The 23,298-nt window shown below is 67.3% G+C and carries 25 protein-coding genes; 18 read left to right on the top strand and 7 right to left on the bottom strand.

Features of this window, described 5'->3' with window-relative positions; all coding sequences use genetic code 11:
- Positions 1-55: 55 nt before the first annotated feature.
- Complete coding sequence (locus I0K15_RS07380; protein ID WP_196104792.1) at positions 56-454, bottom strand: DUF2147 domain-containing protein; 399 nt, start codon at positions 452-454, stop codon at positions 56-58.
- A 146-nt stretch (positions 455-600) separates the two neighbouring features.
- Between I0K15_RS07380 and hisA the strand changes: the two genes are divergently transcribed.
- The gene (hisA, locus tag I0K15_RS07385) at positions 601-1,323 is read left to right on the top strand and encodes a 1-(5-phosphoribosyl)-5-[(5-phosphoribosylamino)methylideneamino]imidazole-4-carboxamide isomerase (protein ID WP_196104794.1); all 723 of its coding nucleotides are present in this window, start codon (positions 601-603) and stop codon (positions 1,321-1,323) included.
- Here hisA and I0K15_RS07390 read toward each other — a convergent pair.
- Both I0K15_RS07390 and I0K15_RS07395 read right to left on the bottom strand, forming a co-directional pair.
- Positions 1,320-2,141: a MipA/OmpV family protein gene (locus tag I0K15_RS07390; RefSeq protein WP_196104796.1), complete on the bottom strand. Its 822-nt coding sequence runs from the start codon at positions 2,139-2,141 to the stop codon at positions 1,320-1,322. The two genes, hisA and I0K15_RS07390, sit on opposite strands and share 4 nt — an antisense overlap.
- A gap of 97 nt (positions 2,142-2,238) precedes the next feature.
- Entirely contained in the window at positions 2,239-2,700 is a 462-nt protein-coding gene (locus tag I0K15_RS07395; RefSeq protein WP_230374329.1) for a DUF302 domain-containing protein, read from the bottom strand.
- Between the two features lie 83 nt (positions 2,701-2,783).
- Here I0K15_RS07395 and hisF point away from each other — a divergent pair, with 83 nt between their 5' ends.
- A complete protein-coding gene (hisF, locus tag I0K15_RS07400; protein WP_196104797.1) occupies positions 2,784-3,545 on the top strand; it encodes an imidazole glycerol phosphate synthase subunit HisF in 762 nt (253 codons plus the stop codon).
- Positions 3,542-3,853, top strand: a complete 312-nt coding sequence (locus tag I0K15_RS07405; protein ID WP_196104799.1) for a phosphoribosyl-ATP diphosphatase — start codon at positions 3,542-3,544, stop codon at positions 3,851-3,853. Before hisF ends, I0K15_RS07405 begins: the two co-directional genes overlap by 4 nt.
- A 230-nt stretch (positions 3,854-4,083) precedes the next feature.
- Here the strand turns inward: I0K15_RS07405 and I0K15_RS07410 are convergent, their stop codons facing one another.
- Together I0K15_RS07410 and I0K15_RS07415 are read right to left on the bottom strand one after the other, a co-directional pair.
- Positions 4,084-4,392 carry a hypothetical protein gene (locus I0K15_RS07410; RefSeq protein WP_196104800.1) on the bottom strand — a complete coding sequence of 103 codons (309 nt, stop codon included), beginning with the start codon at positions 4,390-4,392 and terminating at the stop codon, positions 4,084-4,086.
- A gap of 66 nt (positions 4,393-4,458) precedes the next feature.
- Entirely contained in the window at positions 4,459-5,388 is a 930-nt protein-coding gene (locus tag I0K15_RS07415) for an ABC transporter ATP-binding protein (RefSeq protein WP_196104802.1), read from the bottom strand.
- A gap of 129 nt (positions 5,389-5,517) precedes the next feature.
- Here I0K15_RS07415 and I0K15_RS07420 point away from each other — a divergent pair, with 129 nt between their 5' ends.
- Positions 5,518-5,700: a zinc-finger domain-containing protein gene (locus I0K15_RS07420; RefSeq protein ID WP_196104804.1), complete on the top strand. Its 183-nt coding sequence runs from the start codon at positions 5,518-5,520 to the stop codon at positions 5,698-5,700.
- An 18-nt stretch (positions 5,701-5,718) separates the two neighbouring features.
- Here I0K15_RS07420 and I0K15_RS07425 read toward each other — a convergent pair whose 3' ends face one another.
- Positions 5,719-6,597 carry an SDR family oxidoreductase gene (locus tag I0K15_RS07425; protein WP_230374330.1) on the bottom strand — a complete coding sequence of 293 codons (879 nt, stop codon included), beginning with the start codon at positions 6,595-6,597 and terminating at the stop codon, positions 5,719-5,721.
- A gap of 133 nt (positions 6,598-6,730) precedes the next feature.
- On the opposite strand from I0K15_RS07425, the gene I0K15_RS07430 reads away from it, so the two are divergent.
- The 3 genes from I0K15_RS07430 (at position 6,731) to I0K15_RS07440 (ending at position 8,772) form a co-directional block, all read left to right on the top strand.
- The gene (locus I0K15_RS07430; protein WP_196104806.1) at positions 6,731-7,633 is read left to right on the top strand and encodes a LysR family transcriptional regulator; all 903 of its coding nucleotides are present in this window, start codon (positions 6,731-6,733) and stop codon (positions 7,631-7,633) included.
- A 64-nt stretch (positions 7,634-7,697) separates the two neighbouring features.
- Positions 7,698-8,072, top strand: a complete 375-nt coding sequence (locus I0K15_RS07435; protein WP_196104807.1) for a VOC family protein — start codon at positions 7,698-7,700, stop codon at positions 8,070-8,072.
- 1 nt (position 8,073) lies between these two features.
- Positions 8,074-8,772, top strand: a complete 699-nt coding sequence (locus tag I0K15_RS07440; protein WP_196104809.1) for a helix-turn-helix transcriptional regulator — start codon at positions 8,074-8,076, stop codon at positions 8,770-8,772.
- A gap of 103 nt (positions 8,773-8,875) precedes the next feature.
- On the opposite strand, the gene katG is transcribed toward I0K15_RS07440, so the two are convergent.
- A complete protein-coding gene (katG, locus tag I0K15_RS07445; RefSeq protein ID WP_196104811.1) occupies positions 8,876-11,062 on the bottom strand; it encodes a catalase/peroxidase HPI in 2,187 nt (728 codons plus the stop codon).
- A gap of 170 nt (positions 11,063-11,232) precedes the next feature.
- On the opposite strand from katG, the gene I0K15_RS07450 reads away from it, so the two are divergent.
- From I0K15_RS07450 to I0K15_RS07500, 11 genes are all read left to right on the top strand, one after another.
- A complete protein-coding gene (locus I0K15_RS07450; protein WP_196104812.1) occupies positions 11,233-12,150 on the top strand; it encodes a hydrogen peroxide-inducible genes activator in 918 nt (305 codons plus the stop codon).
- Positions 12,151-12,216: 66 nt separating this feature from the next.
- Complete coding sequence (locus I0K15_RS07455; RefSeq protein WP_196104814.1) at positions 12,217-12,669, top strand: potassium channel family protein; 453 nt, start codon at positions 12,217-12,219, stop codon at positions 12,667-12,669.
- Between the two features lie 66 nt (positions 12,670-12,735).
- Complete coding sequence (gene polA, locus I0K15_RS07460) at positions 12,736-15,555, top strand: DNA polymerase I (protein WP_196104816.1); 2,820 nt, start codon at positions 12,736-12,738, stop codon at positions 15,553-15,555.
- 319 nt (positions 15,556-15,874) lie between these two features.
- Positions 15,875-16,456 (top strand): YdeI/OmpD-associated family protein, encoded by a 582-nt coding sequence (locus I0K15_RS07465; RefSeq protein ID WP_196104818.1) that lies wholly within the window; start codon positions 15,875-15,877, stop codon positions 16,454-16,456.
- Positions 16,457-16,574: 118 nt separating this feature from the next.
- Positions 16,575-17,375 (top strand): CE1 family esterase, encoded by an 801-nt coding sequence (locus tag I0K15_RS07470; protein ID WP_196104819.1) that lies wholly within the window; start codon positions 16,575-16,577, stop codon positions 17,373-17,375.
- Between the two features lie 106 nt (positions 17,376-17,481).
- A complete protein-coding gene (locus I0K15_RS07475) occupies positions 17,482-18,534 on the top strand; it encodes a hypothetical protein (protein ID WP_196104821.1) in 1,053 nt (350 codons plus the stop codon).
- Positions 18,535-18,756: 222 nt separating this feature from the next.
- Complete coding sequence (gene leuC / locus I0K15_RS07480; RefSeq protein WP_196104823.1) at positions 18,757-20,157, top strand: 3-isopropylmalate dehydratase large subunit; 1,401 nt, start codon at positions 18,757-18,759, stop codon at positions 20,155-20,157.
- Entirely contained in the window at positions 20,158-20,667 is a 510-nt protein-coding gene (locus I0K15_RS07485; RefSeq protein WP_196104824.1) for a hypothetical protein, read from the top strand.
- Between the two features lies 1 nt (position 20,668).
- Positions 20,669-21,274 carry a 3-isopropylmalate dehydratase small subunit gene (gene leuD, locus I0K15_RS07490; protein ID WP_196104826.1) on the top strand — a complete coding sequence of 202 codons (606 nt, stop codon included), beginning with the start codon at positions 20,669-20,671 and terminating at the stop codon, positions 21,272-21,274.
- Between the two features lie 32 nt (positions 21,275-21,306).
- A complete protein-coding gene (locus tag I0K15_RS07495; protein ID WP_196104828.1) occupies positions 21,307-22,110 on the top strand; it encodes a hypothetical protein in 804 nt (267 codons plus the stop codon).
- A complete protein-coding gene (locus I0K15_RS07500; protein WP_196104829.1) occupies positions 22,080-23,213 on the top strand; it encodes an endonuclease/exonuclease/phosphatase family protein in 1,134 nt (377 codons plus the stop codon). Before I0K15_RS07495 ends, I0K15_RS07500 begins: the two co-directional genes overlap by 31 nt.
- The last annotated feature ends 85 nt before the right edge of the window (positions 23,214-23,298 follow it).

The following is a 23,298-nucleotide window of genomic DNA, read 5'->3' on the forward strand; positions in this document are numbered from 1 at the left end:
GTACGCGGCCCCGCCTTCTTCTTTGTCCGGATATCTCCGCCTGAGACCGATGCTGTCAGTTGATGCGGGTCCAGGTCTGCGAGCGGCAGATAAACAGCACGCAGCCCGAAACCTCGAGCGCGTCGGCGCCCTGCAGTTGCATCGTCGAGCGGTATTCCTTGTCCTGATCCGGGGCCCAGATCGTGCCGTTGTTCCAGCTTGCGGAGCCGTTGGGCTCCATTCCCCAGATGATCGGCTTGCCGACGATGTCCGCATTGGTGGGCGTCCCGTCCGCCTGGAAGGCACCGCGGATGACACCGCAGCGCTGGTCCGTGGCGCCCTGGCAAGGGGCGATCTGCACGTGGATGTAGTTGCCCTCCTCCCCCGGCTGCGACTGCCAGAGGCCCTGCGCGTCCTGCGCCTGAACGGACAGCGGCGCCGCGGCGAGGGCCGCCGCAAGGATCATGCGCTTCATGGTCGTCTCCCCAAATTTTATGTCAGTTGAGCGACAGTTGGCCGAGGGCCGCGCGGGGTCAATGGTGACGTCGCGGTCCCGATGCTTTGCATTCGAGCGATCTTGGCGATAGGAGCGGGACGCCAAACCTGCCGGAGACCGAGCCCATGATCCTCTACCCCGCCATCGACCTGAAGGACGGCGCCTGCGTGCGGCTCTACAAGGGAGAGATGGACCAGGCGACGGTGTTCAACGACGATCCCGCCGCGCAGGCGCGAGCCTTCGTCGAGGCGGGCTGCGAGTGGCTGCACCTCGTGGACCTCAACGGCGCCTTTGCCGGTGCTCCGGTCAACGCGGGCGCGGTGGAGGCGATCCTGGCCGCGACCGACGTGCCGGCCCAGCTTGGCGGCGGGATCCGGGACCTCGCGACGATCGAGACGTGGCTGGAGAAGGGCCTCGCCCGCGTGATCCTCGGCACCGTCGCCGTGCGCGATCCGGAGCTGGTGCGCGAGGCCGCGCGGCTCTTCCCCGGGAAGGTCGCTGTGGGCATCGACGCACGCGACGGGATGGTGGCCGTTGAGGGGTGGGCGGAAACGACGGACATCACCGCCACCGACCTCGCCCGCCGGTTCGAGGATGCGGGAGTGGCGGCCATCATCTACACCGATATCGACCGCGACGGCGCGATGCAGGGTCCGAATATTGAGGCGACCGCGGCACTCGCCCATGCCGTCTCCATCCCCGTCATCGCGTCGGGCGGCGTCTCCTCGCTCGACGACCTGCGGGCGCTGAAGGCCAGCGGGGCACCGCTCGACGGCGCGATCTCGGGCCGGGCGCTTTATGATGGCCGCATCTCAGTGCCCGAAGCGATGAAGGTGCTGGCGGGCTAGTCGCGCCGCACCATCCGTTCGCTGCGCCGCAGGGTGTAGGCGAAGCCGAGGAAGGCGGCGGCCGTCACGTCCTCCTCGAAGAGCGGGCTGTCCTCGTTCTCCGCCCCTTCGTAGAAACCCAGACCGGTGCCCGCGAAGAGCTGCAGCCGGTCCGTGATCTCAGCCGAGACGCCGAGGCTCACCTCGGCCCCAAGATACCCGCCTCCGGCATCGAAGGCCGGGCGGGAGGGTGTCGCGAAGGGCGCGTCCACCTCGTAGAAGTAGTCGTGCAGCTCCTCCGTCGCCCAGATCGGCTGGACGGAGGCGAAGAGCCCGATCTCCCGCTCCGTCCCCAGCTCGCGTTCATAGCGGATCCGAGGCTCCAGCACCGCGCCCTGATACTCGATATCGTCGAAATCGACGGAGTAGACCGCGCGGGCGGCGAGCGCGAATTCCAGCTGGCCCCCGGCAAAACGCGGCCCCTCGACCACCACCTGCGGGCCGATCTGGACGAGCGGATCGAGATCCTCCAGCCCCTCGCGCGCATCGTTGTCGTCGCTGTTCACGCCGAAGGCCGCATCGGCGGAGATGTCGAAGCGAAAGCGCGCGGTCTCCAGCGGGACGATGCGCGCGCCGTCCTCGTCGTCGAGCCGGAAGAAATCGCCCCGATAGATCACGTAGGGAAACGGTAGCCCGTTGAAGGAGGATTCGCCCGAGGCCGGATAGTCGGGGGCGTAGAGGCCGAAGGCGCCCACGCCGAACTCCCAGAGCGGTTCCTCCTCCGCATGCGCCGTGGTGGCGAGGCAGCAGAGGGCGGCGATCAGCAAGCGGTTCGGCATGGCGGTGCTCCGGTCATTGGCCGCGAAGGCTACGACCGGAACGGGTCATGCCCTACCGCGCGGATCGCCCGAGGCCATCACAGTTGCGCGACGGGCCTCATTCCTCGGCCAGCGCCTGGCTGATCAGGTTGTCCACCACAGTGTTGATCCGCTGCACGTCCTCGGACTCCGGATCGATCCCGTGGATGAAGACGATGGCCTCCGCTCGCGGATGGCTGAGATAGACCGTGCCGTCCTCATCCTCCCAAGCCAGCGCGCGGAGCGGCAGGTCGAGGCCCACGGTCTGCGACATCTGCATGACCGGCGTGCCGAGCTGCGGGTTGCCGAAGATCAGAAGCTCGGTCGGCCGCAGGTCCATCGAGACCGCACGCGCCCCCTGCGCATGATCGATCCGGGCGAAGACCCGGCCGCCGGCCTCCGTCACGACCTGCGACAGGCGGTCGATGGTGACGAGCACCGAATAGGGGCTTTCCCGCGTCACCATGGGCTCATCCGGCATCTGGGCGGCGGCGGGGCCAGCGATGAGAAAGGCGAAAACGGCGGCAATACGGCGGATCATGGGAAGCTCCTGTCGAACCCGATCGGTTCGATTTGATATGGATCGGGGCCCGCTGTAGGAAAGGCCGGAACCGGAGACCCGCCATGCTCAAGACCCGCATCATCCCCTGCCTCGACGTGAAGGACGGCCGCGTCGTGAAGGGCGTCAACTTCAAGGGCCTCGTGGACGCGGGCGACCCGGTGGAGGCGGCCATCGCCTATGATGCGGCGGGGGCGGACGAGCTCTGCTTTCTCGACATCGCCGCGACGCTGGAGAACCGCGGCACGATGTACGACCTCGCCAGCCGGACGGCAGAGGCCTGCTTCATGCCGCTGACCATCGGCGGCGGCGTGCGCACGGTCGAGGACGTGCGGGCGCTGCTGCTCGCCGGGGCCGACAAGGTGAGCTTCAACTCCGCTGCCGTGGCCAACCCGGATGTGATCAACGCCGCCGCCAACAAGTTCGGCGCGCAGTGCATCGTGGTGGCGGTGGACGCGAAGACGGTGGAGCCCGGCCGCTGGGAGATCTTCACCCATGGCGGCACGAAGCCCACGGGCATCGACGCGGTCGAGTTCGCGAAGGACATGGCCGCGCGCGGCACGGGGGAGATCCTGCTGACCTCAATGGACAAGGACGGCACCAAGTCGGGCTACAACCTGCCGCTGACCAAGGCGATCTCGGATGCGGTGAGCGTCCCTGTCATCGCCTCGGGCGGGGTCGGCACGCTGGATCACCTCGTCGAGGGCGTGACGGAAGGCGGGGCGAGCGCGGTGCTCGCCGCCTCGATCTTCCACTTCGGAACCTATTCCATCGGCGAGGCGAAGGCCCACATGGCCGCCGCCGGCATTCCCATGAGGCTGCAATGAACGTGCTCGACCGCCTGGCGGAGACCATCGCGGGGCGCGCCGGTGCCGACCCCGAAAGCTCCCACACGGCGCGGATGCTGGCCAAAGGGCCGGAGAAGTGCGCGGAGAAGTTCGGTGAGGAGGCCATCGAGGCGATCATCGAGGCTGCGAAGGGCGACACCGACAAGCTGACCTACGAGGCGGCGGACGTGCTCTACCACCTCATGGTGATGCTGACGGCGCGTGGTGTGGCCTGGTCCGACGTGCTGGCCGAGCTGGAGCGGCGCGAGGGGACCTCCGGGATCGCGGAGAAGGCGTCACGGGGCTAATTCGCGCCATCGTCCCGGCCGAAGCGCCGGGACCGTTCGACGGAAGCCGCAGCAGAAGGCCCCGGCGCGAGGCCGGGGTGGTTGGATTTTAGTGACGCCTGCCTGCGGACCGGACCGTCCCGGCCGTAGAGCCGGGACCGCTCGCTCAAGCTGGCACCCCTCCCACCCGGAAACGAAAGGCCCCGGCGCTGAGGCCGGGGCGGTTCAGTCTCCGTAAGCGACGTATGCGCTCAGAGGTCCGCCTTCTCGCGGTTCTCGGCGATGATGCGCTGCATCTCCTGCCGCTCCTCCTGGGAGCTCTTCAAATCCGGCGCGATGGCCGAAAACACCGCGATGCCGTAGCCGATCAGCGCTACCGGCGTCAGCGCGAGGAAGTAGAGCAGGAAGCCCCAGACACCGAAGAAGATGCCGGCGAGGCCGCCGAGCATCGCGACGACGAGGCCGAACCAGAGCGGCGCATCCTCCCGCCCCTCATCAAGGTCCCGTAGCATCCAACCAAGTACGGGTACCCAGCGGTAAGGTCTGTCGACGGCAGCCATTTTCTTCCTCCAAACATAGGCTCTCGAAACGGTTACGCGGCGTGAGAGAAATGGTTCACCGTCAAATCACGCGGCCCGGGTCAGTTCGCGGAAGACGTCCTCCAGATGAGGCTCCTCGGTGGCCATGTCGCGGATGGTGATGCCCTGCCCGCGCAGGTGGTCGAGCAGGTCCATCGCGGAGTGCTGGGACTTGCGATAATGCAGTACCAGTGCGCCATCCTCGCGTGTCTCGCCCCGAACGCCATCGGGCAGACCGGGCAGGTCGGCATCGCCTTCAGGCGTCACGACGAGCGCCTTTGCGTCGAGCCGGGCGAGCAGGGCGGACGTTTCGTCGCAGGCCACGAGATTGCCCTGGGAGATGATGCCGATGCGGTCGCACATCTCCTCCGCCTCCTCCAGGTAATGGGTGGTGAGGATGATCGTGGTGCCAGCCGCATTGAGCTCCCGCACGTAGTCCCACAGCATCTGGCGCAGCTCGATGTCCACCCCGGCCGTGGGTTCGTCGAGGACGAGGACCTGCGGCGCGTGCACCAGCGCCTTGGCCACCAGCAGCCGCCGCCGCATCCCGCCCGACAGCGTGCGGGCATAGGCCTCCGCCTTGTCGGCGAGGCCCACCTTCTCGAGGATCGCATCGGTCCGCCGCCGCGCCGCCGGAACACCGTAGAGACCCGCCTGCACCTCCAGCGCCGCGCGGGGCGTGAAGAAGGGGTCGATGTTGAGCTCCTGAGGCACCACGCCGATCGAGGCGCGGGACATCCGCGGGTTCTCGTCCTGGTCGAAGCCCCAGATCCGCACCTTGCCTTCGGTCTTGTTCACCAGACCGGCCATGATGTTGATCGTGGTCGACTTGCCCGCCCCGTTCGGCCCCAACAGGCCGAAGATCGAACCCGCGGGAATGCCGAGGTCGAGGCCATGGAGCGCCACCTTGTCGGGCTCGCCGCCCTGCCCGCGATAGACCTTCTTCAGGCCGTGGAGTTCGATGGCGTTGTCGGGCATGGCCCCTCCCCTCGTGCGGGCGCCCTTGCCGGGCCGCGCCGCTTGGATCATATTCCGCCGCGACCGGCGGGTTGCTGAGAGCGATCTATGCCGCGCTTCGCGAAACGCCAACTCTCGACAAGGCCGCCCATGACCCGACCCGCACCAGAGATCGAGTATGTCACCAAGACCCGCATCGCCTGTGACGGCGGCACAGGCGGCCTCGGCCACCCGCGCGTCTGGTACTCCATCGACCCGGAGGAAGGCTTCGTCGAGTGCGGCTACTGCGACAAGCGCTTCGTGCTGGAGGGCGGCCCGGCGGATCAGCGCTGAGCCACCCTGCCCGTTCGATCAGCGGGTGAGATAGCCGCCGTTCACCCACATCGTCTGCCCGTTGACCCACTGGCTGTCCGGCGAGGCGAGGAAGCGGACCAGCGGCACGATATCGTCGACCTTGCCAAGGCGTCCCTCGACGGAGAGCCCGGCGGCATAGGCCACTGATTGCGGCGTCTCTGCCCCGTGGAAGAAGGGCGTGTCGACCGGGCCCGGGGCGATGGCGTTCACGGTGATCATCCGGTCACCCAGCTCCTTGGCCATCATCCGGGTGTATTCCTCCACCGGCGCCTTGGTGCCGGCGTAGATCGCGTAGCCGGGGGCCGCGCCGGCCAGCAGCGACGTGGCGTTGTTGATGATGCGGCCGCCGTCGCGCAGGCGGCGCGCGCCCTCGCGCAGGGCGAAGAACAGGCCGCGGCCGTTGGCGGAGTCGAGCCGATCGAACTCCTCATCGGTGAACTCGGCGACCGGCTTCTTGATGATCGCGCCGGCATTGTTGACGAGGATGTCGGCGCCGCCGAACTCCCGCTCTGCCGCGTCGAACATCGCGCGCGCCGTCTCCGGCTGGCCCAGATCGCCGACGCTGAGCACGGCGCGGCTGCCCGCAGCGCGGACGAAGCGGGCGGTTTCCTCGGCCTCGCCGACGGTTTCGGCCCGGTGGTAGTGGACGACGACATCGGCGCCCATCTCCGCCAGCGCGACGGAGAAGGCGCGGCCCATATTGGCGCGCGCGCCGGTCACGATGGCGGTTTTTCCGGCCAGCGGGCGGCTGGAGGCGGTGGCCTCTTGAGCTGCGGCGGCACCGGCTCCTGCCATCGCGGCGAGCCCCAGGCCGGACAGGCCGAGGCCCCGCAGAGCGGCGCGGCGGGTCGGGGCGGTCTCGTTGAAATCGGTCATCTCGCGGTCTCCTCTGATCTGCGTTGCGGCGCCTTGCTGCGCCCATGCCAGAGAGATCGGTTTTCCGGGCCCGCTCTTGCAGTGCGAAAATTCTGCTGCAAGCTATCGGTCAAACCGATGGATTGAGGCGCGAATGCTCGACGGCGTGACACTCGACCAGCTCCGCATGCTGATCGCGATCGCGGATACCGGCAGCTTCACCGCCGCGTCGAAACATGTGCAGCGCGCGCAGTCGGCCGTCAGCCAGTCGATCGCGACGCTGGAGGATCAGCTCGGCGTCACGCTTTTCGACCGCAGCACCCGCAAGCCGCGCCTGACGGAGGCGGGGGAGGTCATCGTCGCCGAGGCGCGCATGGTGATCGTCCGCGCGGCGCGGCTGCGCGCGACGGCGAATGCGCTGGCCGGTGGCGCGCCCGGCCATCTGACGATCGCCATCGGCATCGTCGTGCCGGTCGATCCGATGGTCGAGGTGCTCGACACCTTCCGTGACGCCTTTCCGGGCGTGAGCCTGCGGGTACTGCGCGTCGATATCGGTGGCGCGCCGGATCTTGTCAGCAGCGGACAGGCCGATCTCGGGATCGCGGGGGCGATCAGCCTCACCGGCTATGACGAGGATGCGTTCGACCGCCATGCGGTTGGAAGCGCGGACATCGCCATCGTGGCCGCACCCGACCATCCGCTCGCTCAACTCGGGCGTCCGCTCACCGATGCGGATGTACAGGACCATCGGCAGCTCGTGCCGGTTACGCGCGGCGACTTCACCAACAGGCTGGTCCACGACACGTGGGAAGTCGGTGACTTGACGCTGCGCTGCCGGATGCTGCGCCGGGGCCTGGGCTGGGGCACCGCCCCGGTCGCGGAAATCGCGGAGGATCTGGCGCGCGGCACCCTCGTCCCCCTCCAGCTCGAAGCGCGGTCGGAGGAGACGCTGCGCGTCCCCCTCCTCGCCTTCACTCGCACCGACCGGGCGACGGGCCCCGCGATCGACTGGCTGATCCGCCGGCTCCGCGATGTGTTCGGCGATGCGGGCTCCTGACAGAACCCTGTCAGGAGCGGTAGGGTAAACCTTGGGCACACCAACAGCCCAACGGAGAGCCGCCATGAGCTTCGCCCCCGAACATCCCGTCGTCTGGACCGAGCTGCCCTGCACGGACCTGGAGAAGAGCGTCACGTTCTACAACCGCGTCTTCGGCTACGACATGAGCATCGACAACAACGGCCCGAACCCGATGGCGATGCTGCCGGGTGCCGACAAGAACTCGATCGCGGGCCACCTCTACCCCGGCAACCCGGCGGAGGAGGGCAACGGCCCGACCGTTCACCTCGCCGTGCCCGACACCCTCGAAGCCGCCGCCGGCCGGTGCAAGGAGGCAGGCGGTGCCGTACTGTCGGCGCCGATCGCGATCCCGGCCGGGCGCTTCGTCTACGCGGTGGATCCCGACGGGAACTCCATCGGCCTCTTCCAGGCGGCCTGACATGCGGCGGGCGGACCGGCTGTTCCAGATCGTCCAGTACCTGCGCGGCGGGCGGCTTCTGACCGCGCGCATGCTGTCCGAGCGGCTGGAGGTGTCGGAGCGGACGGTCTATCGCGACGTCGCCGACCTCATCGGCTCCGGCGTGCCCATCGAGGGCGAGGCCGGGGTCGGCTACATCATGCGCGCGGGCTACGACCTGCCGCCACTGATGTTCAGCCAGCAGGAGCTGACGGCGCTGGTCGCAGGCATCCGCCTGATCCGAGCCTGGGGCGGGGCCGAGATGGCGCTCGCCGCCGAGGAGGCGCTGACGAAGATCGACGCGGTGCTGCCCGAGGCGAAGCGCGCCGATACCGACCGCGTGCCGATCCACGCCTTCCCCTCCTGGCGGCTCGACGACGAGTGCCGGGCCCGGATCGATGCGCTGGAAAAGGCCTGCGACGCCCGCCTGCGGATCAGCTTCGCCTATTCCGATGCCGAGAACCGCGCCACGCGGCGCACCGTCCGCCCGCTGGGCCTCTGGTTCTGGGGTCAGACCTGGACATTGGTGGCCTGGTGCGAACTGCGGGAGGACTTCCGCATGTTCCGCATTGATCGGATGGGAGAGCTGGTAGAGGGCGAGGTCTTCCCGGACGAACGCGACAAGTCGCTGGCCACGTTCTACACACGCCAGCAGGGCTATCGCGGCCACAGCCTCCACTGATCTTCTTCTCTGGAGAGGTATCCCGGGATTCGGCGCAGCGCTCCGGCGCCCCTGATGGTGTAATGGTCCGGGCGCCGTTCGCTACGCCCGGACCGATGGAGCATCAGGCCGTCAGGTCGAACCGGTCGAGCTCCATCACCTTGGTCCACGCGGCGACGAAGTCGCGCAGGAAATCCTCGGTGCTGTCGGCGCAGGCATAGACCTCGGACAGTGCCCGAAGCTGCGAGTTGGAGCCGAACACCAGGTCGACGCGCGTCCCGGTCCACTTCACCTCACCGGTCTTGCGGTCGCGGCCCTCGAAGCTCTGCTCGCTGTCGTCCGTCGCCTCCCACTTGATGCCGAGGTCGAGCAGGTTGACGAAGTAGTCGTTCGTCAGCTGCCCCGGCCGGTCGGTGAAGACACCATGCGAAGAGCCGTCCCAGTTCGCGCCCAGCGCCCGCAGGCCGCCCATCAGCACCGTCATCTCGGGTGCGGTGAGCGTCATGAGCTGCGCCCGGTCGACCAGCAGCTCCTCACCGGAGACGAGATCGCTCGGCTTGGAGTAGTTGCGGAAGCCGTCGGCGAAGGGCTCCAGCATCCCGAAGCTCTCGATATCCGTCTGCTCCTGCGACGCATCGGTGCGGCCGGGTGTGAAGGGCACCTCGATCTCGTGACCGGCGGCCTTTGCCGCGGCCTCGACCGCTGCCACGCCGCCCAGCACGATGAGATCGGCCATGGAGACCTGCTTGCCGCCCGACGCCGAGCCGTTGAAGTCGGCCTGCACGCCTTCGAGCGCCGTCAGCACCCGCTGGAGCGTGGCAGGCTCATTGACCTCCCAGTCCTTCATCGGGGCGAGCCGTATGCGGCCGCCATTGGCCCCGCCGCGCTTGTCGGAGCCGCGGAAGGTGGAGGCGGAGGCCCAGGCGGTCTTCACCAGCTCGCTGGTGGCCAGATCGGTCGCCAGGATCTTCTCCTTGAGCGCCGCCACGTCGGCCGCGTCGATCTGTGCGTAGTCCGCCTCGGGGATCGGGTCCTGCCACAGCAAAACCTCCTCCGGAACCTCGGCACCCTTGTAGAGTGCGCGGGGACCCATGTCGCGGTGGGTCAGCTTGAACCATGCGCGGGCGAAGGCATCGGCGAACTGGTCGGGGTTCTCGTGGAAGCGCTTGGAGATGGGGCCGTAGATCGGGTCCATCTTCATCGCCATGTCCGCAGTGGTCATCATGAGCGGCACCTTGCCGGAGCCGTCGACCTGCGGCGCGTGATCCTCGTCCTTGAGGCCCTTCGCCTGCCACTGCCAGGCGCCTGCCGGGCTCTTCGTCAGCTCCCAGTCATAACCGAAGAGGACATCGAAATAGGACATGTCCCACTTCGTCGGCGTCGGAGTCCACGGCCCCTCGATGCCGCTGGTGATGGTGTGGACGCCCTTGCCGCTCTCGTAGCTGTTGTACCAGCCCTGACCCATCATGTGGATCCCGGCGCCCTCGGGCTCCCGGTCGAGATGGTCTTCGGCGGCCGCGCCGTGCGCCTTGCCGAAGGTGTGACCGCCGGCGGCCAGCGCGACGGTCTCCTCGTCGTTCATCGCCATCCGGGCGAAGGTCTCGCGGATGTCGCGGCCCGAGGCGATCGGGTCCGGCTCACCGTTCGGCCCCTGCGGGTTCACGTAGATCAGACCCATCTGCACGGCGGCCAGCGGCAGGTCGAGCTCGCGCTCGCCCTTGTAGCGGACATCTCCGAGCCACTCGACCTCCTGACCCCAGTAGACGTCCTCCTCCGGCTCCCAGATGTCGGTCCGGCCACCGGCGAAGCCGAAGGTCTTCAGGCCCATGTCCTCCAGCGCGCAGTTGCCCGCGAGGATCATCAGGTCGGCCCAGGAGATCGACTTGCCGTATTTCTGCTTGATCGGCCACAGCAGCATGCGCGCCTTGTCGAGGTTCGCGTTGTCCGGCCAGCTGTTGAGCGGGGCAAACCGTTGGGTGCCCGTGCCACCGCCGCCGCGACCGTCAGCGGTCCGGTAGGTCCCGGCGGAGTGCCACGCCATCCGGATGAAGAGCGGGCCGTAATGGCCGTAATCCGCGGGCCACCAGTCCTGGCTCGTCTTCATCAGGTCGTAGATGTCCTGCTTGAGCGCCTTCAGATCCAGCTTCTCGAACGCCTCGACATAGTCGAAATCCGGCTGCATCGGGTTCGACAGGGCGGAGTGCTGATGCAGGACGCTGAGATTGAGCGCATTCGGCCACCAGTCGCGGTTGCTGGTGCCCTTGCCGTGCGCGACGGGGCAACCACCGCCCCCCGTGAAGTTACCGTCCATGATCGTCTCCTCGCTTGGATGCACCTGACATAGGCGCATCGAATGGCTGGTGAAGGCATCGCGGCGAAGCCCGGACCGAGTCGGCCTCCACCCTGTTCCACCTCTGGTTTTAGCGCGTGGAATCGATTAGCTGAATTTTGAAAGCCAAATGATCTCGATGAGTGGAGCTTATGAAAGGTCTGACCCTCAAGCATTTCCGGTACTTCGCGGCCCTGGCGCAGCATCGCCACTTCGGCCGGGCGGCGGAGGCCTGCGCAATCTCCCAGCCCGCGCTGTCGCTCCAGATCAAGGAACTGGAGGAAATGCTGGGCGCGCCGCTGGTCGAGCGGGACCGGCGGCAGGTCCGGCTGACCGGGCTCGGCGACGTGCTGGCCGAGCGTGCGGGCGAGATCCTGCGCGCGGTGGAGGAGGTCGGCGACCTCGCCCGCGGCTCGCGTGACGACCTGTCGGGGCCTTTCCGCCTCGGCATTATCCCGACCATCGCGCCCTATCTGCTGCCAGACATCCTGAAGCGGCTGACCGAGCGTTTCCCCCGCCTCGACATCCATGTGCGGGAGACGGTGACGCCCCGCCTCGCCGACGAGATCCGGAGCGGACGGCTCGACGCCGCGATCCTGGCACTCCCCCTCTCCGAACCCTCCTTCGTCGAGGTGGAGCTCCTGTCCGAAAGCTTCATGTTCGTCCGCCCGCTGGAGGATGCGGATAAGCCCGTGCCCGATGGTCAGGCGCTCCAGAAGATGAAGCTGCTCCTGCTGGAGGAGGGGCACTGCTTCCGCGACCAGGCCCTCTCCTTCTGCAACATCGACGCGCCGCAGACGCGGGACCTGATGGACGGCAGTTCGCTCTCGACCCTCGTGCAGATGGTGGGCGCGGGCATCGGCGTGACCCTGATCCCGGAGATGGCGATCCGGGTCGAGACGCGCTCCGCCCCCGTCTCCGTCGCACGGTTCCGCGATCCCGAGCCGATGCGCACCATCGGGATGACCTGGCGCAAGACCAATCCGCTGGAACAGCAGCTCCGCACCGTGTCGGAGATCGTGCGGGAGGCGGCACTCGACCTGCGCGGACAGCAGGCCACCCCGCCCTGATCCGCTTGCAAAGGCGGCGCAGCGGTCCCTAGTCAGAAGCGCCGGATGCACCGACGAGGCCGCGATATGTCCCTGATGCTTCAGATCCTGCTGGGCAGCCTGCTACTGTGCCTGTGCGCCCTGATCCATGCCGGAGCGGTGGCGCTCAGCCTTCCCGGCCTCATCCGACCTGTTCGCGCCGTCCGCAGGCTCGGCCCGCGGATCAAGGCGATGGCGCTCCTGTCCTTCAGCCTCGTCTTCATCGTCGCGGCACACACGATCCAGATCTGGCTGTGGGCGCTCGTCTTCTTCGTGATGGAGGTGTTCGAGGAGTTCTCGACCAGCTTCTATTTCTCGATCGCGACCTACACGACGCTGGGCTATGGCGACGTGACGCTGGGGCCGGATCTGCGCGTCTTCGGCGCGTTTGCCTCGGCGACGGGCCTGCTCACCTTCGGGATCAGCACTGCCTTTCTCTTCGCCGCCATCGAGCGGCTGATGCGCGGCCCGGCAAACGCCCGCCGCGCACCGTCCGAGTGAGGGAGCCCCCTCGCCATCCCGCGCGCCGCGCCCTATGGTCCGCCGCAGCATGAGGAGGACGCGCGCATGGCCATCGGCAAGGGACATCACCTGCATCTGATCGACGGGTCGGGCTACATCTTCCGCGCTTTCCACGCCCTGCCACCACTGACGCGCAAGTCCGACGGGCTGCCGATCGGCGCCGTCTCGGGCTTCTGCAACATGCTCTTCAAGATGATCGAGGGGAACACGGGGGACGATGCGCCGACCCACCTCGCCGTGATCTTCGACCATTCGTCCAAGACCTTCCGCAACGAGATCTACCCGGAGTACAAGGCCCAGCGCCCGCCTCTGCCCGAGGAGCTCGCCCCCCAGATCCCGCTGACCCGCGAGGCGACGCGCGCCTTCGGCATCGCCTGCATCGAGCAGGAGGGGTGGGAGGCCGATGACCTGATCGCGACCTTCGCCGAGCAGGCGAAGGCGGCGGGCGCGCGCGTCACCATCGTCTCCTCCGACAAGGACCTGATGCAGCTCGTCGGCGGCGGGGTGGAAATGGTCGATGGAATGAAGAACGTCCGCATCGGCCCCGAGGAGGTGGAGGAGAAGTTCGGCGTCGGCCCCGACAAGGTGGTCGACGTGCAGGCCCTCGCCGGCGACAGCGTCGACAACGTGCCGGGCGCGCCGGGGATCGGCATCAAAACCGCCGCCCTTCTCATCAACGAATACGGCGATGTCGAGACGCTCCTAGAGCGCGCCGAGGAGATCAAACAGCCCAAGCGCCGCCAGACCCTGATCGACCACGCCGATCAGGTGCGCGTCTCCAAGCAGCTCGTGACGCTGGAGCGCAACGTGCCGGTGGAGGTCGCGCTCGACGCGATGGAGGTCCAGCCGCTCGACGCCGACAAGGTGCTGCCCTTCCTCGCGGAGATGGAGTTCCGCACCATCACCAACCGCATTGCGGAGAAGCTGGGCGTCGAGGCCCCGACCATCTCCGCCCCCGCCGCGGCCCCGGCCGGTGAGGCCCATGCCCCCGGTCCGGCCGCGCCGGAGTTTCCGGAGATCAAGGCCGATGCCTACGAGATCGTGCGGGACGAGGCGGCGCTGCAAACCTGGCTCGACCGGATCTACGAGCGCGGCTACGTCGCCGTGGATACCGAGACCACGGGCCTCGACGAGATGCTGGCGGGCCTCGTCGGCGTCTGTCTTTCCGTCGAGCCGGGCGAGGCGTGCTACATCCCGCTCGCCCATGTGAACGGCACCGGCGACCTGCTCGGTGGGGCCGAGCGCTCCGAGGGTCAGATGGACTTCGCCCAGGCGTTGGAGATGCTGAAGCCGATGCTGGAGGATCCGTCGATCCTCAAGATCCTTCAGAACGCGAAATACGACCTGAAGATCTTCGCCCGCGAGGGGATCACCCTCGCGCCGATCGACGACACGATGCTCATCTCCTACGCCCAGCACGCCGGTCTGCACGGACACGGGATGGACATGCTCAGCGAGCGCTATCTCGACCACAAGCCCATCGCGATCAAGACACTGCTCGGCACCGGCAAGAAGCAGATCACCTTCGACCAGGTGAAGATCGAGGAGGCCGCGCCCTACGCCGCCGAGGATGCGGACGTCACCCTGCGCCTCTGGACGCTGCTGAAGCCGGGGCTGGTCAAGGAGCGGGTGACGACCGTCTACGAGACGATGGAGCGCCCGCTCGTCCCGGTGCTCGCGCAGATGGAGATGCACGGGATCAAAGTGGATCGCGACCACCTCTCCCGCATGTCCAACACCTTCGCGCAGAAGATGGCGGGGCTGGAGGACGAGATCCAGGGACTCGCGGGCCGCAAGTTCAACGTTGGCTCGCCCAAGCAACTTGGCGAGATCCTGTTCGACGAGATGTCCCTGCCCGGCGGGAAGAAGGGCAAGACCGGCGCCTATTCCACCGGCGCCGACGTGCTGGAGGAACTGGCCGCGCAAGGCCATGACCTGCCGGCCCGCGTGCTCGACTGGCGGCAGATCTCCAAGCTGAAATCGACCTACACCGATGCGCTGCAGGAGCATATCCACCCCGATACGGGGCGGGTGCACACCTCTTATTCCATCGCGGGGGCGAACACCGGCCGCCTCGCCTCCACCGACCCGAACCTTCAGAACATCCCGGTACGGACGGAGGAAGGGCGCCGCATCCGCGAGGCCTTCGTGGCGGAGGAGGGCAACGTCCTCGTCTCCCTCGACTACTCCCAGATCGAGTTGCGGATCCTCGCGCATATCGCGGGGATCGATGCGCTGAAGCAGGCCTTCCGCGACGGGCTCGACATCCACGCGATGACGGCGAGCGAGATGTTCGACGTGCCGCTCGACGAGATGACGCCGGAGGTGCGGCGGCAGGCCAAGGCGATCAATTTCGGGGTGATCTACGGGATCTCCGCCTTCGGCCTCTCCAACAACCTGCGCATCCCGCGCGAGGACGCGAAGGCCTTCATCGACCGCTATTTCGAACGCTTCCCCGGCATCCGGAAGTACATGGACGAGACCAAGGCCTTCGCAAAGGAGCACGGCTACGTCGAGACCCTGTTCGGCCGCAAGATCCACACGCCGGAAATCGGCTCCTCGGGCCCGCGCGCGGGTTTTGCCTACCGCGCCGCGATCAACGCGCCGATCCAGGGGACGGCCGCCGACATCATCCGCCGCGCCATGATCCGCGTGCCCCCGGCGATGGAGAAGGCGAAGCTGCCGGGGCGCATGCTGCTGCAGGTCCACGACGAACTCCTCTTCGAGGTGCCCGCCGATGCCGCCGACGACCTGATCGGCACGGTGAAGGACGTCATGGAGGCCGCCGCCAACCCCGCCGTCCACCTCGACGTCCCGCTTGTCGTCGATGGGGGGACGGGCACCAACTGGGCGGAGGCGCATTAGTAAGCAAAAAGAGTGTGCTCGCCTGTGGAAAACTTCTTCCACACTGAGTCTAGTGGCGCTAGTCTATCCGTGAGGCCCACCGGCACCACATCTTGGGGTTCGCTACCCCGGAAAGGAGGTGATGCCGATGGCAAAATGCAAGCCCGTTAAACGGGTCGTGCGACCAGGCAAGAAGCCGGGACCGAAAACAGTTCCGGTGAAGCCGCACCGCCGCTCCAAGCCCAAGCAGGGCTGCTGATCCTGGACGATTAGCCGAAGCGCCGGTGGGCCTCCCCTTTATTGAATCAGGAATTGATTCGCACTTCAAGAGGAGCGTTCGATGCCCCGCGCCGCCGATCTGAAGGAAGTCGATATCCGCTCCCGCGCGGACTGGCGGGACTGGCTCTTGGCGCATCATCAGCAGACCGAATCCATCTGGCTGGTGCGGTGGAAGAAGCACACCGCCCACCATGTCGAGCATGACGAGATCGTGGAGGAGGCGCTGTGCTGGGGCTGGATCGACAGCGCCGTCCGGAAGAAGGACGACGACCGCTCGCTGCTCCTGCTCTCCCCACGCAAGCCGACCTCCGCCTGGTCCGCCGTCAACAAGGCCCATGTCGCGCGAGCCGAGGCGGCAGGCCGGATGCAGCCCCCCGGACGCGCGCTCATCGAAGCGGCGAAGGCGAACGGGATGTGGAACTTCCTCGACGACGTGGAGCGGCTGGAGGTGCCCGAAGACCTCGCCGCCGCCTTTACAGCACATCCCCCGGCGGCAGAGGAATGGGAGGCGTTTCCGCGCTCGGCCAAGCGCGGCATCCTCGAATGGATCAAGACGGCGAAGCGGGCGGAGACCCGGGCGAAGCGCATCGCCGAGACGGCGACGCTCGCGGCCAAGGGCGAGCGGGCGAACCAGTTCCGCTGAGGCCGGGAGTTCCCGCCCGACATATCTCGGGCCGCGCACCCGGGCTGGCGGGAACGTGAGTGGCCATCCGGCGCGTGTCGCCTAACGTCTCCTCCGACCGTCAGACCGGAGACCGCCGATGCGCCTCGCTGCCCTGATCCTCGCCCTTTTGCCGCTGCCGCTCGCCGCACAGGATTGCGGCCCGCCCGACAGCCCATGCCGGATCGACGGCGGCTATTACCACGTCACGATGCCGGAGGCGGAGCCGCGCGGGGCCGTCGTTTTCCTCCACGGCTGGGGCGGCCGGGCCGACGGGATCATGCGCAACACCGGACTGATGCGCGCGCTGACCGAAAGGGGCTACGCCGCCGTCGCCGTGCAGGGCATGCCCCGGCGGGAAGGGGACAGCGGCGGCGCATGGAACAGCCGCGCGATGCCTTCACCGCGGCGCGACGATGTCGGTTTCATCGATGCCGCGGCGAATGACGCGGCCGAGCGGTTCGGCCTGCCGCGGGAGACCTTCGTACTCGGCGGCTTCTCCGGCGGTGGCATGATGACATGGCGCGTGGCCTGCGACGCACCCGGTGCCTTCGCCGCCTACGCGCCCATTGCGGGCACGTTCTGGCGGCCGATCCCCGAAGACTGCGCCGAGCCCGTGCGCCTGCACCACACCCACGGCACGGATGACGACGTCGTCCCGCTGGAGGGGCGCACCGTTGGCTCCGGCATCACGCAAGGTGACGTCTTCGACGTGATGGAGATGCAGCGCGCGCTCCACGGCTGCACCGGCAACAACGCCCAGCGTACCGAAGGGATCTACCGCATCGATCGCTGGACCAACTGCGCCGAGGGCGATCTGGTCATGGCGCTACACGATGGCGGGCACTCCATCCCCCGCGGCTGGGTCAACCTGATGCTCGACTGGTTCGAAAACGGTTGAGCCCGCGCCGCGACGACACACCTTGCACATTCGGGCGGTGCCGTTAAAACCCCGCTGTCGGCAGGGGGCGCCGTTTCTGAGTCTTACACGTCAAATGGATCTCGACATGTCCCCTACACGCACGCTCGGCGCCCTTGCGGCTGCCGCATTTCTGCTTGTTTCCCCTCTCTCGGCCCAGACGCTTCAGGACGGCATCGACGCCTGGCTGGCCGATGACGACGCGACCGCGCTGCCGATCCTGTCGGAGCTCGCGAAGTCGGGGGACACGGACGCGCAGATGCTGCTGGGACAGATCGAGGCGGTGACGCCGCCGGGCGCGAGCACGGCCTACGTCTCCTCCCTGCCGCGGCGGGATCGCATCGACCTCTTCCGCTCCGAGGGTGGGCTTTCCGGCACCTCGTGGCTGCGCGTGCGGGCCGAGGCCGGTGACGAGGTAGCCACGGCGCTGCTCGCCTCCCGCTTGCCCGATGCGGGGATGGACGTCGCCGCGACCCTCGCCGAAGCCGGTGAGATCGAGGCGGCGGCCCGCCTTGCATGGGAGATCTTCGACCGCGGCCGCTGGAACGAGATCTTCGCCCTGCCTGCCGACGATCCGACCATGGCCGAGCTCGACTTCGTCGCCTGGATGCGCAGCTACTTCGCCCAGCCGCCGCAAGGCAATCCGTGGGACTGGCTGAGCGCGTCGCCTGCCGAGGGCCGTTCGGGCGGCATCATGATGATGACGCTCGTCGCCCCCGTTCTCGCGCCGCATCTGCGCCCGCAGGAGGAGCTGCGCAACTACGCGCTCGCCCAGCGCGGTTTCCCCCAGCAGCTCGCCAACTCCCAACGGCTCGGTCAGGCGGCCGAGGTCATGTCGGGCCAGCTCGACGTCGATCCGAACCTTGCCACGGTCGCCGCCTATTGCGATGCGACCTGCCCGGCGGAGCGTGGCTACTGCGCGCTTGAAGTGATCTCGGAGGTCGGCGGTGCCGACAACATCCGCCTGCATGACACCCCGCTGGAGCGCCTGATCCCGCACGCGGAGTTCGCAGGCTCGCCCCGCGCCGTCGGCCAGCTCCGCCGCTGGATGGGTTCGATCGGCGAGAGCTCGGTCTCGGGCAACCTCGTCATCAGCCAGTGCACGCGTGAGGACATCCGCTCCGCCGCCGCCATCCAGTAAGCCCGCCTTGCGCCGGGCCGCGGCCCGGCGTAAACGGGTGGCATGGGAACACGATTGCAGACCATGCCAATCCTCGCCGACCGGGAGCGCCTGCCCTGGCGCTTTCACGGTGAGACGAAGGCCCTCGAAGCTCAGCTCTGAGCCCGTCAGCCCGCGCCGGCTTGCCGCGCGGGCCGTTTTCGTTCCCGCACTTCTCATCACGGCCCAAGAGGGACCCGACCCATGCCCAAGACGCTCTATGACAAGATCTGGGACGCGCATGTCGTCCATGAAGACACCGACGGCACTTCGCTGCTCTATATCGACCGCCACCTCGTCCACGAGGTGACCAGCCCGCAGGCCTTCGAAGGGCTGCGCATGGCGGGCCGCACGCCGCGCGCACCCGAAAAGACCGTGGCCGTGCCAGACCACAACGTGCCCACGACGACCGACCGCGCGAAGGGCATCGAGAATGCCGAGAGCCGGATCCAGGTCGAGGCGCTGGAGAAGAACGCCAAGGATTTCGGCATCGAGTATTACGGCGTGAACGATATCCGCCAGGGTATCGTGCACATCATCGGGCCGGAGCAGGGCTGGACCCTGCCGGGCATGACCATCGTCTGCGGCGACAGCCACACGGCGACCCACGGCGCCTTCGGCGCGCTCGCCCATGGGATCGGGACCTCGGAGGTGGAGCACGTGCTCGCCACCCAGACCCTGATCCAGAAGAAGTCGAAGAACATGAAGGTGGAGGTCACGGGCTCCCTCCCCCCCGGCGTGACGGCGAAGGACATCACGCTGTCGATCATTGGCAAGACCGGCACCGCGGGCGGCACCGGCTACGTCATCGAGTATTGCGGTCAGGCGATCCGCGAGCTGTCGATGGAAGGCCGCATGACCGTCTGCAACATGGCGATCGAGGGCGGGGCACGTGCGGGCCTGATCGCACCGGACGAGAAGACGTTTGAGTACGTCATGGGCCGCCCGAAGGCGCCGAAAGGGGCCGCGTGGGAGGCCGCGCTGGCCTACTGGAAGACGCTCCACACCGATGAGGGCGCGCATTTCGACAAGGTCGTGACCCTGCGCGCCGAGGACATCGCCCCGGTCGTGACCTGGGGCACATCGCCCGAGGACGTCCTGCCGATCACCGGCACCGTCCCCGCACCCGAGGACTTTGAGGGCGGCAAGGTCGAGGCCGCCCGCCGCTCCCTCGCCTATATGGGTCTGGAGCCGGGTCAGAAGCTGTCGGACATCGCGATCGACACGGTCTTCATCGGCTCCTGCACCAACGGCCGGATCGAGGATCTTCGTGAAGTGGCGAAGGTCATGAAGGGCCACAAGGTGAAGGACGGCCTGCGCGCGATGATCGTGCCCGGCTCCGGCCTCGTCCGCGCACAGGCCGAAGAAGAGGGCATCGCCGACCAGCTCAAGGAAGCAGGCTTCGAATGGCGCATGGCCGGCTGCTCCATGTGCCTCGCGATGAACCCCGACCAGTTGAGCCCCGAGGAGCGGTGCATCTCCACCTCCAACCGCAACTTCGAGGGACGCCAGGGCCGCGGCGGCCGCACCCACCTCGCCTCCCCGGCGATGGCGGCGGCGGCAGCGATCACCGGCCGCCTGACGGACGTGCGGGAGTTGGGATAGGTGTCGACGGCATCGGCGGGAATGACGCCGCAGGAATGCCTGCGGCGCGCCTCCGTCGAAGGAGCGTGTGAGGCAGCACAAAGCTATGGGGACGAGCTGTCCGAAGCGGTTAAACATCGGCAGCTCACCAGCTTTGAGAAAGACTATCTCGCGCTGCATATCGCCCAGAACTACCTCAGCGTGATGGGAGTTATCGACCTCCTGAGCTTCCAGCCTCAGATCTTCGTCCGGATCATCGAGTTGGCGAAGCAATATGAGGCGGAAACCCTGCTGCCTTTGCTTACTGCGGCTTGTCGCTGTCTCGATCTCACCGAGGATGCGTCCGCGAACGAAATCGCAGAAAAAATCGCGCGATGGCATGGGGGTGCGGTAACCGCCGGCTCCGATCAACTCACGATCATTCAAGAAGACATATTCGATCGTTTCCGAGCAGACGGCGATCAGGAATGGGCCGCCATGATGATGCGGTTCATCTCCACGGAAGCGAACGAGCAAACCGGAGAATGCTAGAATGGAAAAGTTCACCACCCTTACCGGCGTTGCGGCGCCCATGCCGCTCGTCAACATCGACACGGACATGATCATCCCCAAGCAGTTCCTGAAGACGATCAAGCGGACGGGGCTGGGCAAGAATCTCTTTGACGAGATGCGCTATGATTCCGACGGAAACGAGATCGCGGACTTCGTGCTGAACCAGCCCTCTTACCGAAATGCGAAAATACTCGTCGCAGGAGACAACTTCGGATGCGGATCAAGCCGTGAACATGCCCCCTGGGCCCTCGCGGATTTCGGAATCCGTTGCGTGATCAGCACATCTTTCGCCGATATCTTTTTCAATAACTGCTTCAAGAATGGAATCCTCCCCATCGTTCTGCCACAGTCCGAGGTAGACAAGTTGATGGATGACGCAGAGCGTGGGGCGAATGCGGTCATGACCGTCGATCTGGAGAGCCAGACGATTACCGGTCCGGACGGGGGGACCATCCATTTCGATGTGGAACCCTTCCGAAAGCACTGCCTGCTCAACGGTCTCGATGATATCGGACTGACGCTTCAGAAAGCGGACGCAATTGACGCTTTCGAGGCCAGGTATCGAGGGGAGGCACCTTGGCTGTAAGAGGATATTCCGCGCATGGACAAGCGGGGTTCGTGAACACCCTTGGCCGACTGACCTCCGCTATCTCGCGCGCGTTTCTCGTGCTCGTCTTCATTGCCGCACCGGCATTCCTTCTGCCCGAGACCTCGCGGACCGGGCAGGAGATCTCCCTGATCATCGGCGCCCTGCTCGCCGTGTTCACGATGTTCGAATACGCCTCGTCGCATCCGGGGCTGATCGATTTCCGCTTCGCACCGCCCTACAACCGCTTCCGCTTCTTCTCCTTCGCGGTAATGGTGATGGCGCTGGTCTTCCTGTGCCGCGCCGATGCAGGAGCCGACGCATTTTCCGCCGATCTTCTGACCCTGACCGATGACCTCGTTGATTATCTCAGCGTGCCGCTCAGTCCCGTGGTGCTGGCGAGCGGCCTGATCACCGACGATCCGACCGGGCTCAACCCGCTGGTGGAGCGGGCCGCGGCGCTGAGCTTCGCGATCGCCGTCGTCTCGATCTCCTTCTTCACGCTCTTCGTCTGGATCTTCCGTTGGCCGGCCGAGCGGGAGAGCTTCAACCTCTGGGTCAACCTGCCGACCTTCGATCCGACGCTGGGCAAGGACATCTCCTGGCGGCTGCGCCGGGCGGGCCTCGTCAACGTGATCGTCGCGGTCGCCCTGCCCTACACCACCATTCCCATCGCCTCGCGCGGGGGCGGGTGGTTCGATCCGTCGGCACTCGGCAACAACCAGGCGCTGGTCTGGGGCTGCGTGTTCTGGGCCTTCCTGCCGGTCGCGCTCTTCAACCGCGGCATGGCGATGCTGAAGATCGCATGGCTGATCGACCGCGCCCGTACGGACTGATCGCGCTTGCGGGCGCGCTGTTTCTGGCAGCGCCCGCTCTGGCTGACACCGTTCGGGTCGCCACCTTCAACGCCTCCCTCTCCCGCGATACGGCGGGAGCCCTGCTTCAGGACATCGAGGATCGCGACGCGCAGGTCCTTGCCGCAGCCGAAGTGATCCTCGCCGTCGCGCCGGACGTCCTGCTCCTCAACGAGATCGACCACGACCCGCAGTCGCGGTCGCTGGATGCCTTCATTGCGCTGCTGGCGGAGCGGGGGCTCGTCTACGAGCACAGCTTTACCGCGCCGGTGAATACCGGGGAGCTGACGGGGCTCGACCTCGACGGGGACGGCAGCACCACCGGGCCGAACGACGCCTATGGCTGGGGCCGCTGGCCGGGCCATTTCGGGATGGCCGTGCTCAGCCGCTATCCGCTGGGCGAGGCGCGCAGCTTCCGCCTGCTCCGCTGGGCCGAGTTCGAGGGCAACCTGATGCCCGAGGAGGTTCAGGAGCCCGCGCGCAGCGTGCTTCGCCTCTCCTCGAAGTCCCATTGGGATGTACCCGTCGAGCTGCCGGGCGGGCCGGTGCACCTGCTCGCCAGCCACCCGACGCCGCCGGTTTTCGACGGGCCGGAGGACACGAACGGCCGGCGCAACCATGACGAGGTGATGTTCTGGGTGCGCTATCTCGACGGCACGCCCTTCACCGATGATGCGGGCGTGACCGCCGCGCTCGGCGACGCACCGGTGATCGTCGCGGGCGATCTCAACGCGGACCCGTTCGATGGCGATGCCCGGCGGGAGGCTCTTGCGGCGCTCCTCGCACACCCGCGGTTGCAGGACCCGGGACAGGAAAGCGCGGGCGCCATCGCCGCGGCGGAGATGCAGGGCGGCCTCAACGCAGCCCACGCCGGCCCCGCCGCACAGGATACCTCCGACTGGAACGACGAGCGCGGCCCCGGCAACCTGCGCGTGGACTACGTACTGCCCTCCGCGGATCTCGAGGTCAGCGGCAGCGGCGTCTGGTGGCCCGCCCCCGACAAACCGGGCGCGGAGCATGTCGGCTTCGGCGAGGCCATCAGTTCCGACCACCGCCTCGTCTGGGTCGATATCGAGGTCGACTGACGTCCCGAACACTCCCGACCACAGGACCGCCTTTGGACACCCGCAACCGCCTGCGCCACAGCGCGATTCCAACGCGGCGGCTTCC

The sequence above is a fragment of the Pontivivens ytuae genome, assembly GCF_015679265.1.
In the GTDB taxonomy this organism is placed as follows: domain Bacteria; phylum Pseudomonadota; class Alphaproteobacteria; order Rhodobacterales; family Rhodobacteraceae; genus Pontivivens; species Pontivivens ytuae.

Excerpts from the sequence above, each read along its gene's own strand:
- I0K15_RS07380 (WP_196104792.1), bottom strand. The coding sequence starts at position 454 with ATGAAGCGCATGATCCTTGCGGCGGCCCTCGCCGCGGCGCCGCTGTCC.
- hisA (WP_196104794.1), top strand. The coding sequence starts at position 601 with ATGATCCTCTACCCCGCCATCGACCTGAAGGACGGCGCCTGCGTGCGG.
- I0K15_RS07390 (WP_196104796.1), bottom strand. The coding sequence starts at position 2,141 with ATGCCGAACCGCTTGCTGATCGCCGCCCTCTGCTGCCTCGCCACCACG.
- I0K15_RS07395 (WP_230374329.1), bottom strand. The coding sequence starts at position 2,700 with ATGATCCGCCGTATTGCCGCCGTTTTCGCCTTTCTCATCGCTGGCCCC.
- hisF (WP_196104797.1), top strand. The coding sequence starts at position 2,784 with ATGCTCAAGACCCGCATCATCCCCTGCCTCGACGTGAAGGACGGCCGC.
- I0K15_RS07405 (WP_196104799.1), top strand. The coding sequence starts at position 3,542 with ATGAACGTGCTCGACCGCCTGGCGGAGACCATCGCGGGGCGCGCCGGT.
- I0K15_RS07410 (WP_196104800.1), bottom strand. The coding sequence starts at position 4,392 with ATGGCTGCCGTCGACAGACCTTACCGCTGGGTACCCGTACTTGGTTGG.
- I0K15_RS07415 (WP_196104802.1), bottom strand. The coding sequence starts at position 5,388 with ATGCCCGACAACGCCATCGAACTCCACGGCCTGAAGAAGGTCTATCGC.
- I0K15_RS07420 (WP_196104804.1), top strand. The coding sequence starts at position 5,518 with ATGACCCGACCCGCACCAGAGATCGAGTATGTCACCAAGACCCGCATC.
- I0K15_RS07425 (WP_230374330.1), bottom strand. The coding sequence starts at position 6,597 with ATGACCGATTTCAACGAGACCGCCCCGACCCGCCGCGCCGCTCTGCGG.
- I0K15_RS07430 (WP_196104806.1), top strand. The coding sequence starts at position 6,731 with ATGCTCGACGGCGTGACACTCGACCAGCTCCGCATGCTGATCGCGATC.
- I0K15_RS07435 (WP_196104807.1), top strand. The coding sequence starts at position 7,698 with ATGAGCTTCGCCCCCGAACATCCCGTCGTCTGGACCGAGCTGCCCTGC.
- I0K15_RS07440 (WP_196104809.1), top strand. The coding sequence starts at position 8,074 with ATGCGGCGGGCGGACCGGCTGTTCCAGATCGTCCAGTACCTGCGCGGC.
- katG (WP_196104811.1), bottom strand. The coding sequence starts at position 11,062 with ATGGACGGTAACTTCACGGGGGGCGGTGGTTGCCCCGTCGCGCACGGC.
- I0K15_RS07450 (WP_196104812.1), top strand. The coding sequence starts at position 11,233 with ATGAAAGGTCTGACCCTCAAGCATTTCCGGTACTTCGCGGCCCTGGCG.
- I0K15_RS07455 (WP_196104814.1), top strand. The coding sequence starts at position 12,217 with ATGTCCCTGATGCTTCAGATCCTGCTGGGCAGCCTGCTACTGTGCCTG.
- polA (WP_196104816.1), top strand. The coding sequence starts at position 12,736 with ATGGCCATCGGCAAGGGACATCACCTGCATCTGATCGACGGGTCGGGC.
- I0K15_RS07465 (WP_196104818.1), top strand. The coding sequence starts at position 15,875 with ATGCCCCGCGCCGCCGATCTGAAGGAAGTCGATATCCGCTCCCGCGCG.
- I0K15_RS07470 (WP_196104819.1), top strand. The coding sequence starts at position 16,575 with ATGCGCCTCGCTGCCCTGATCCTCGCCCTTTTGCCGCTGCCGCTCGCC.
- I0K15_RS07475 (WP_196104821.1), top strand. The coding sequence starts at position 17,482 with ATGTCCCCTACACGCACGCTCGGCGCCCTTGCGGCTGCCGCATTTCTG.
- leuC (WP_196104823.1), top strand. The coding sequence starts at position 18,757 with ATGCCCAAGACGCTCTATGACAAGATCTGGGACGCGCATGTCGTCCAT.
- leuD (WP_196104826.1), top strand. The coding sequence starts at position 20,669 with ATGGAAAAGTTCACCACCCTTACCGGCGTTGCGGCGCCCATGCCGCTC.
- I0K15_RS07500 (WP_196104829.1), top strand. The coding sequence starts at position 22,080 with ATGGCTGATCGACCGCGCCCGTACGGACTGATCGCGCTTGCGGGCGCG.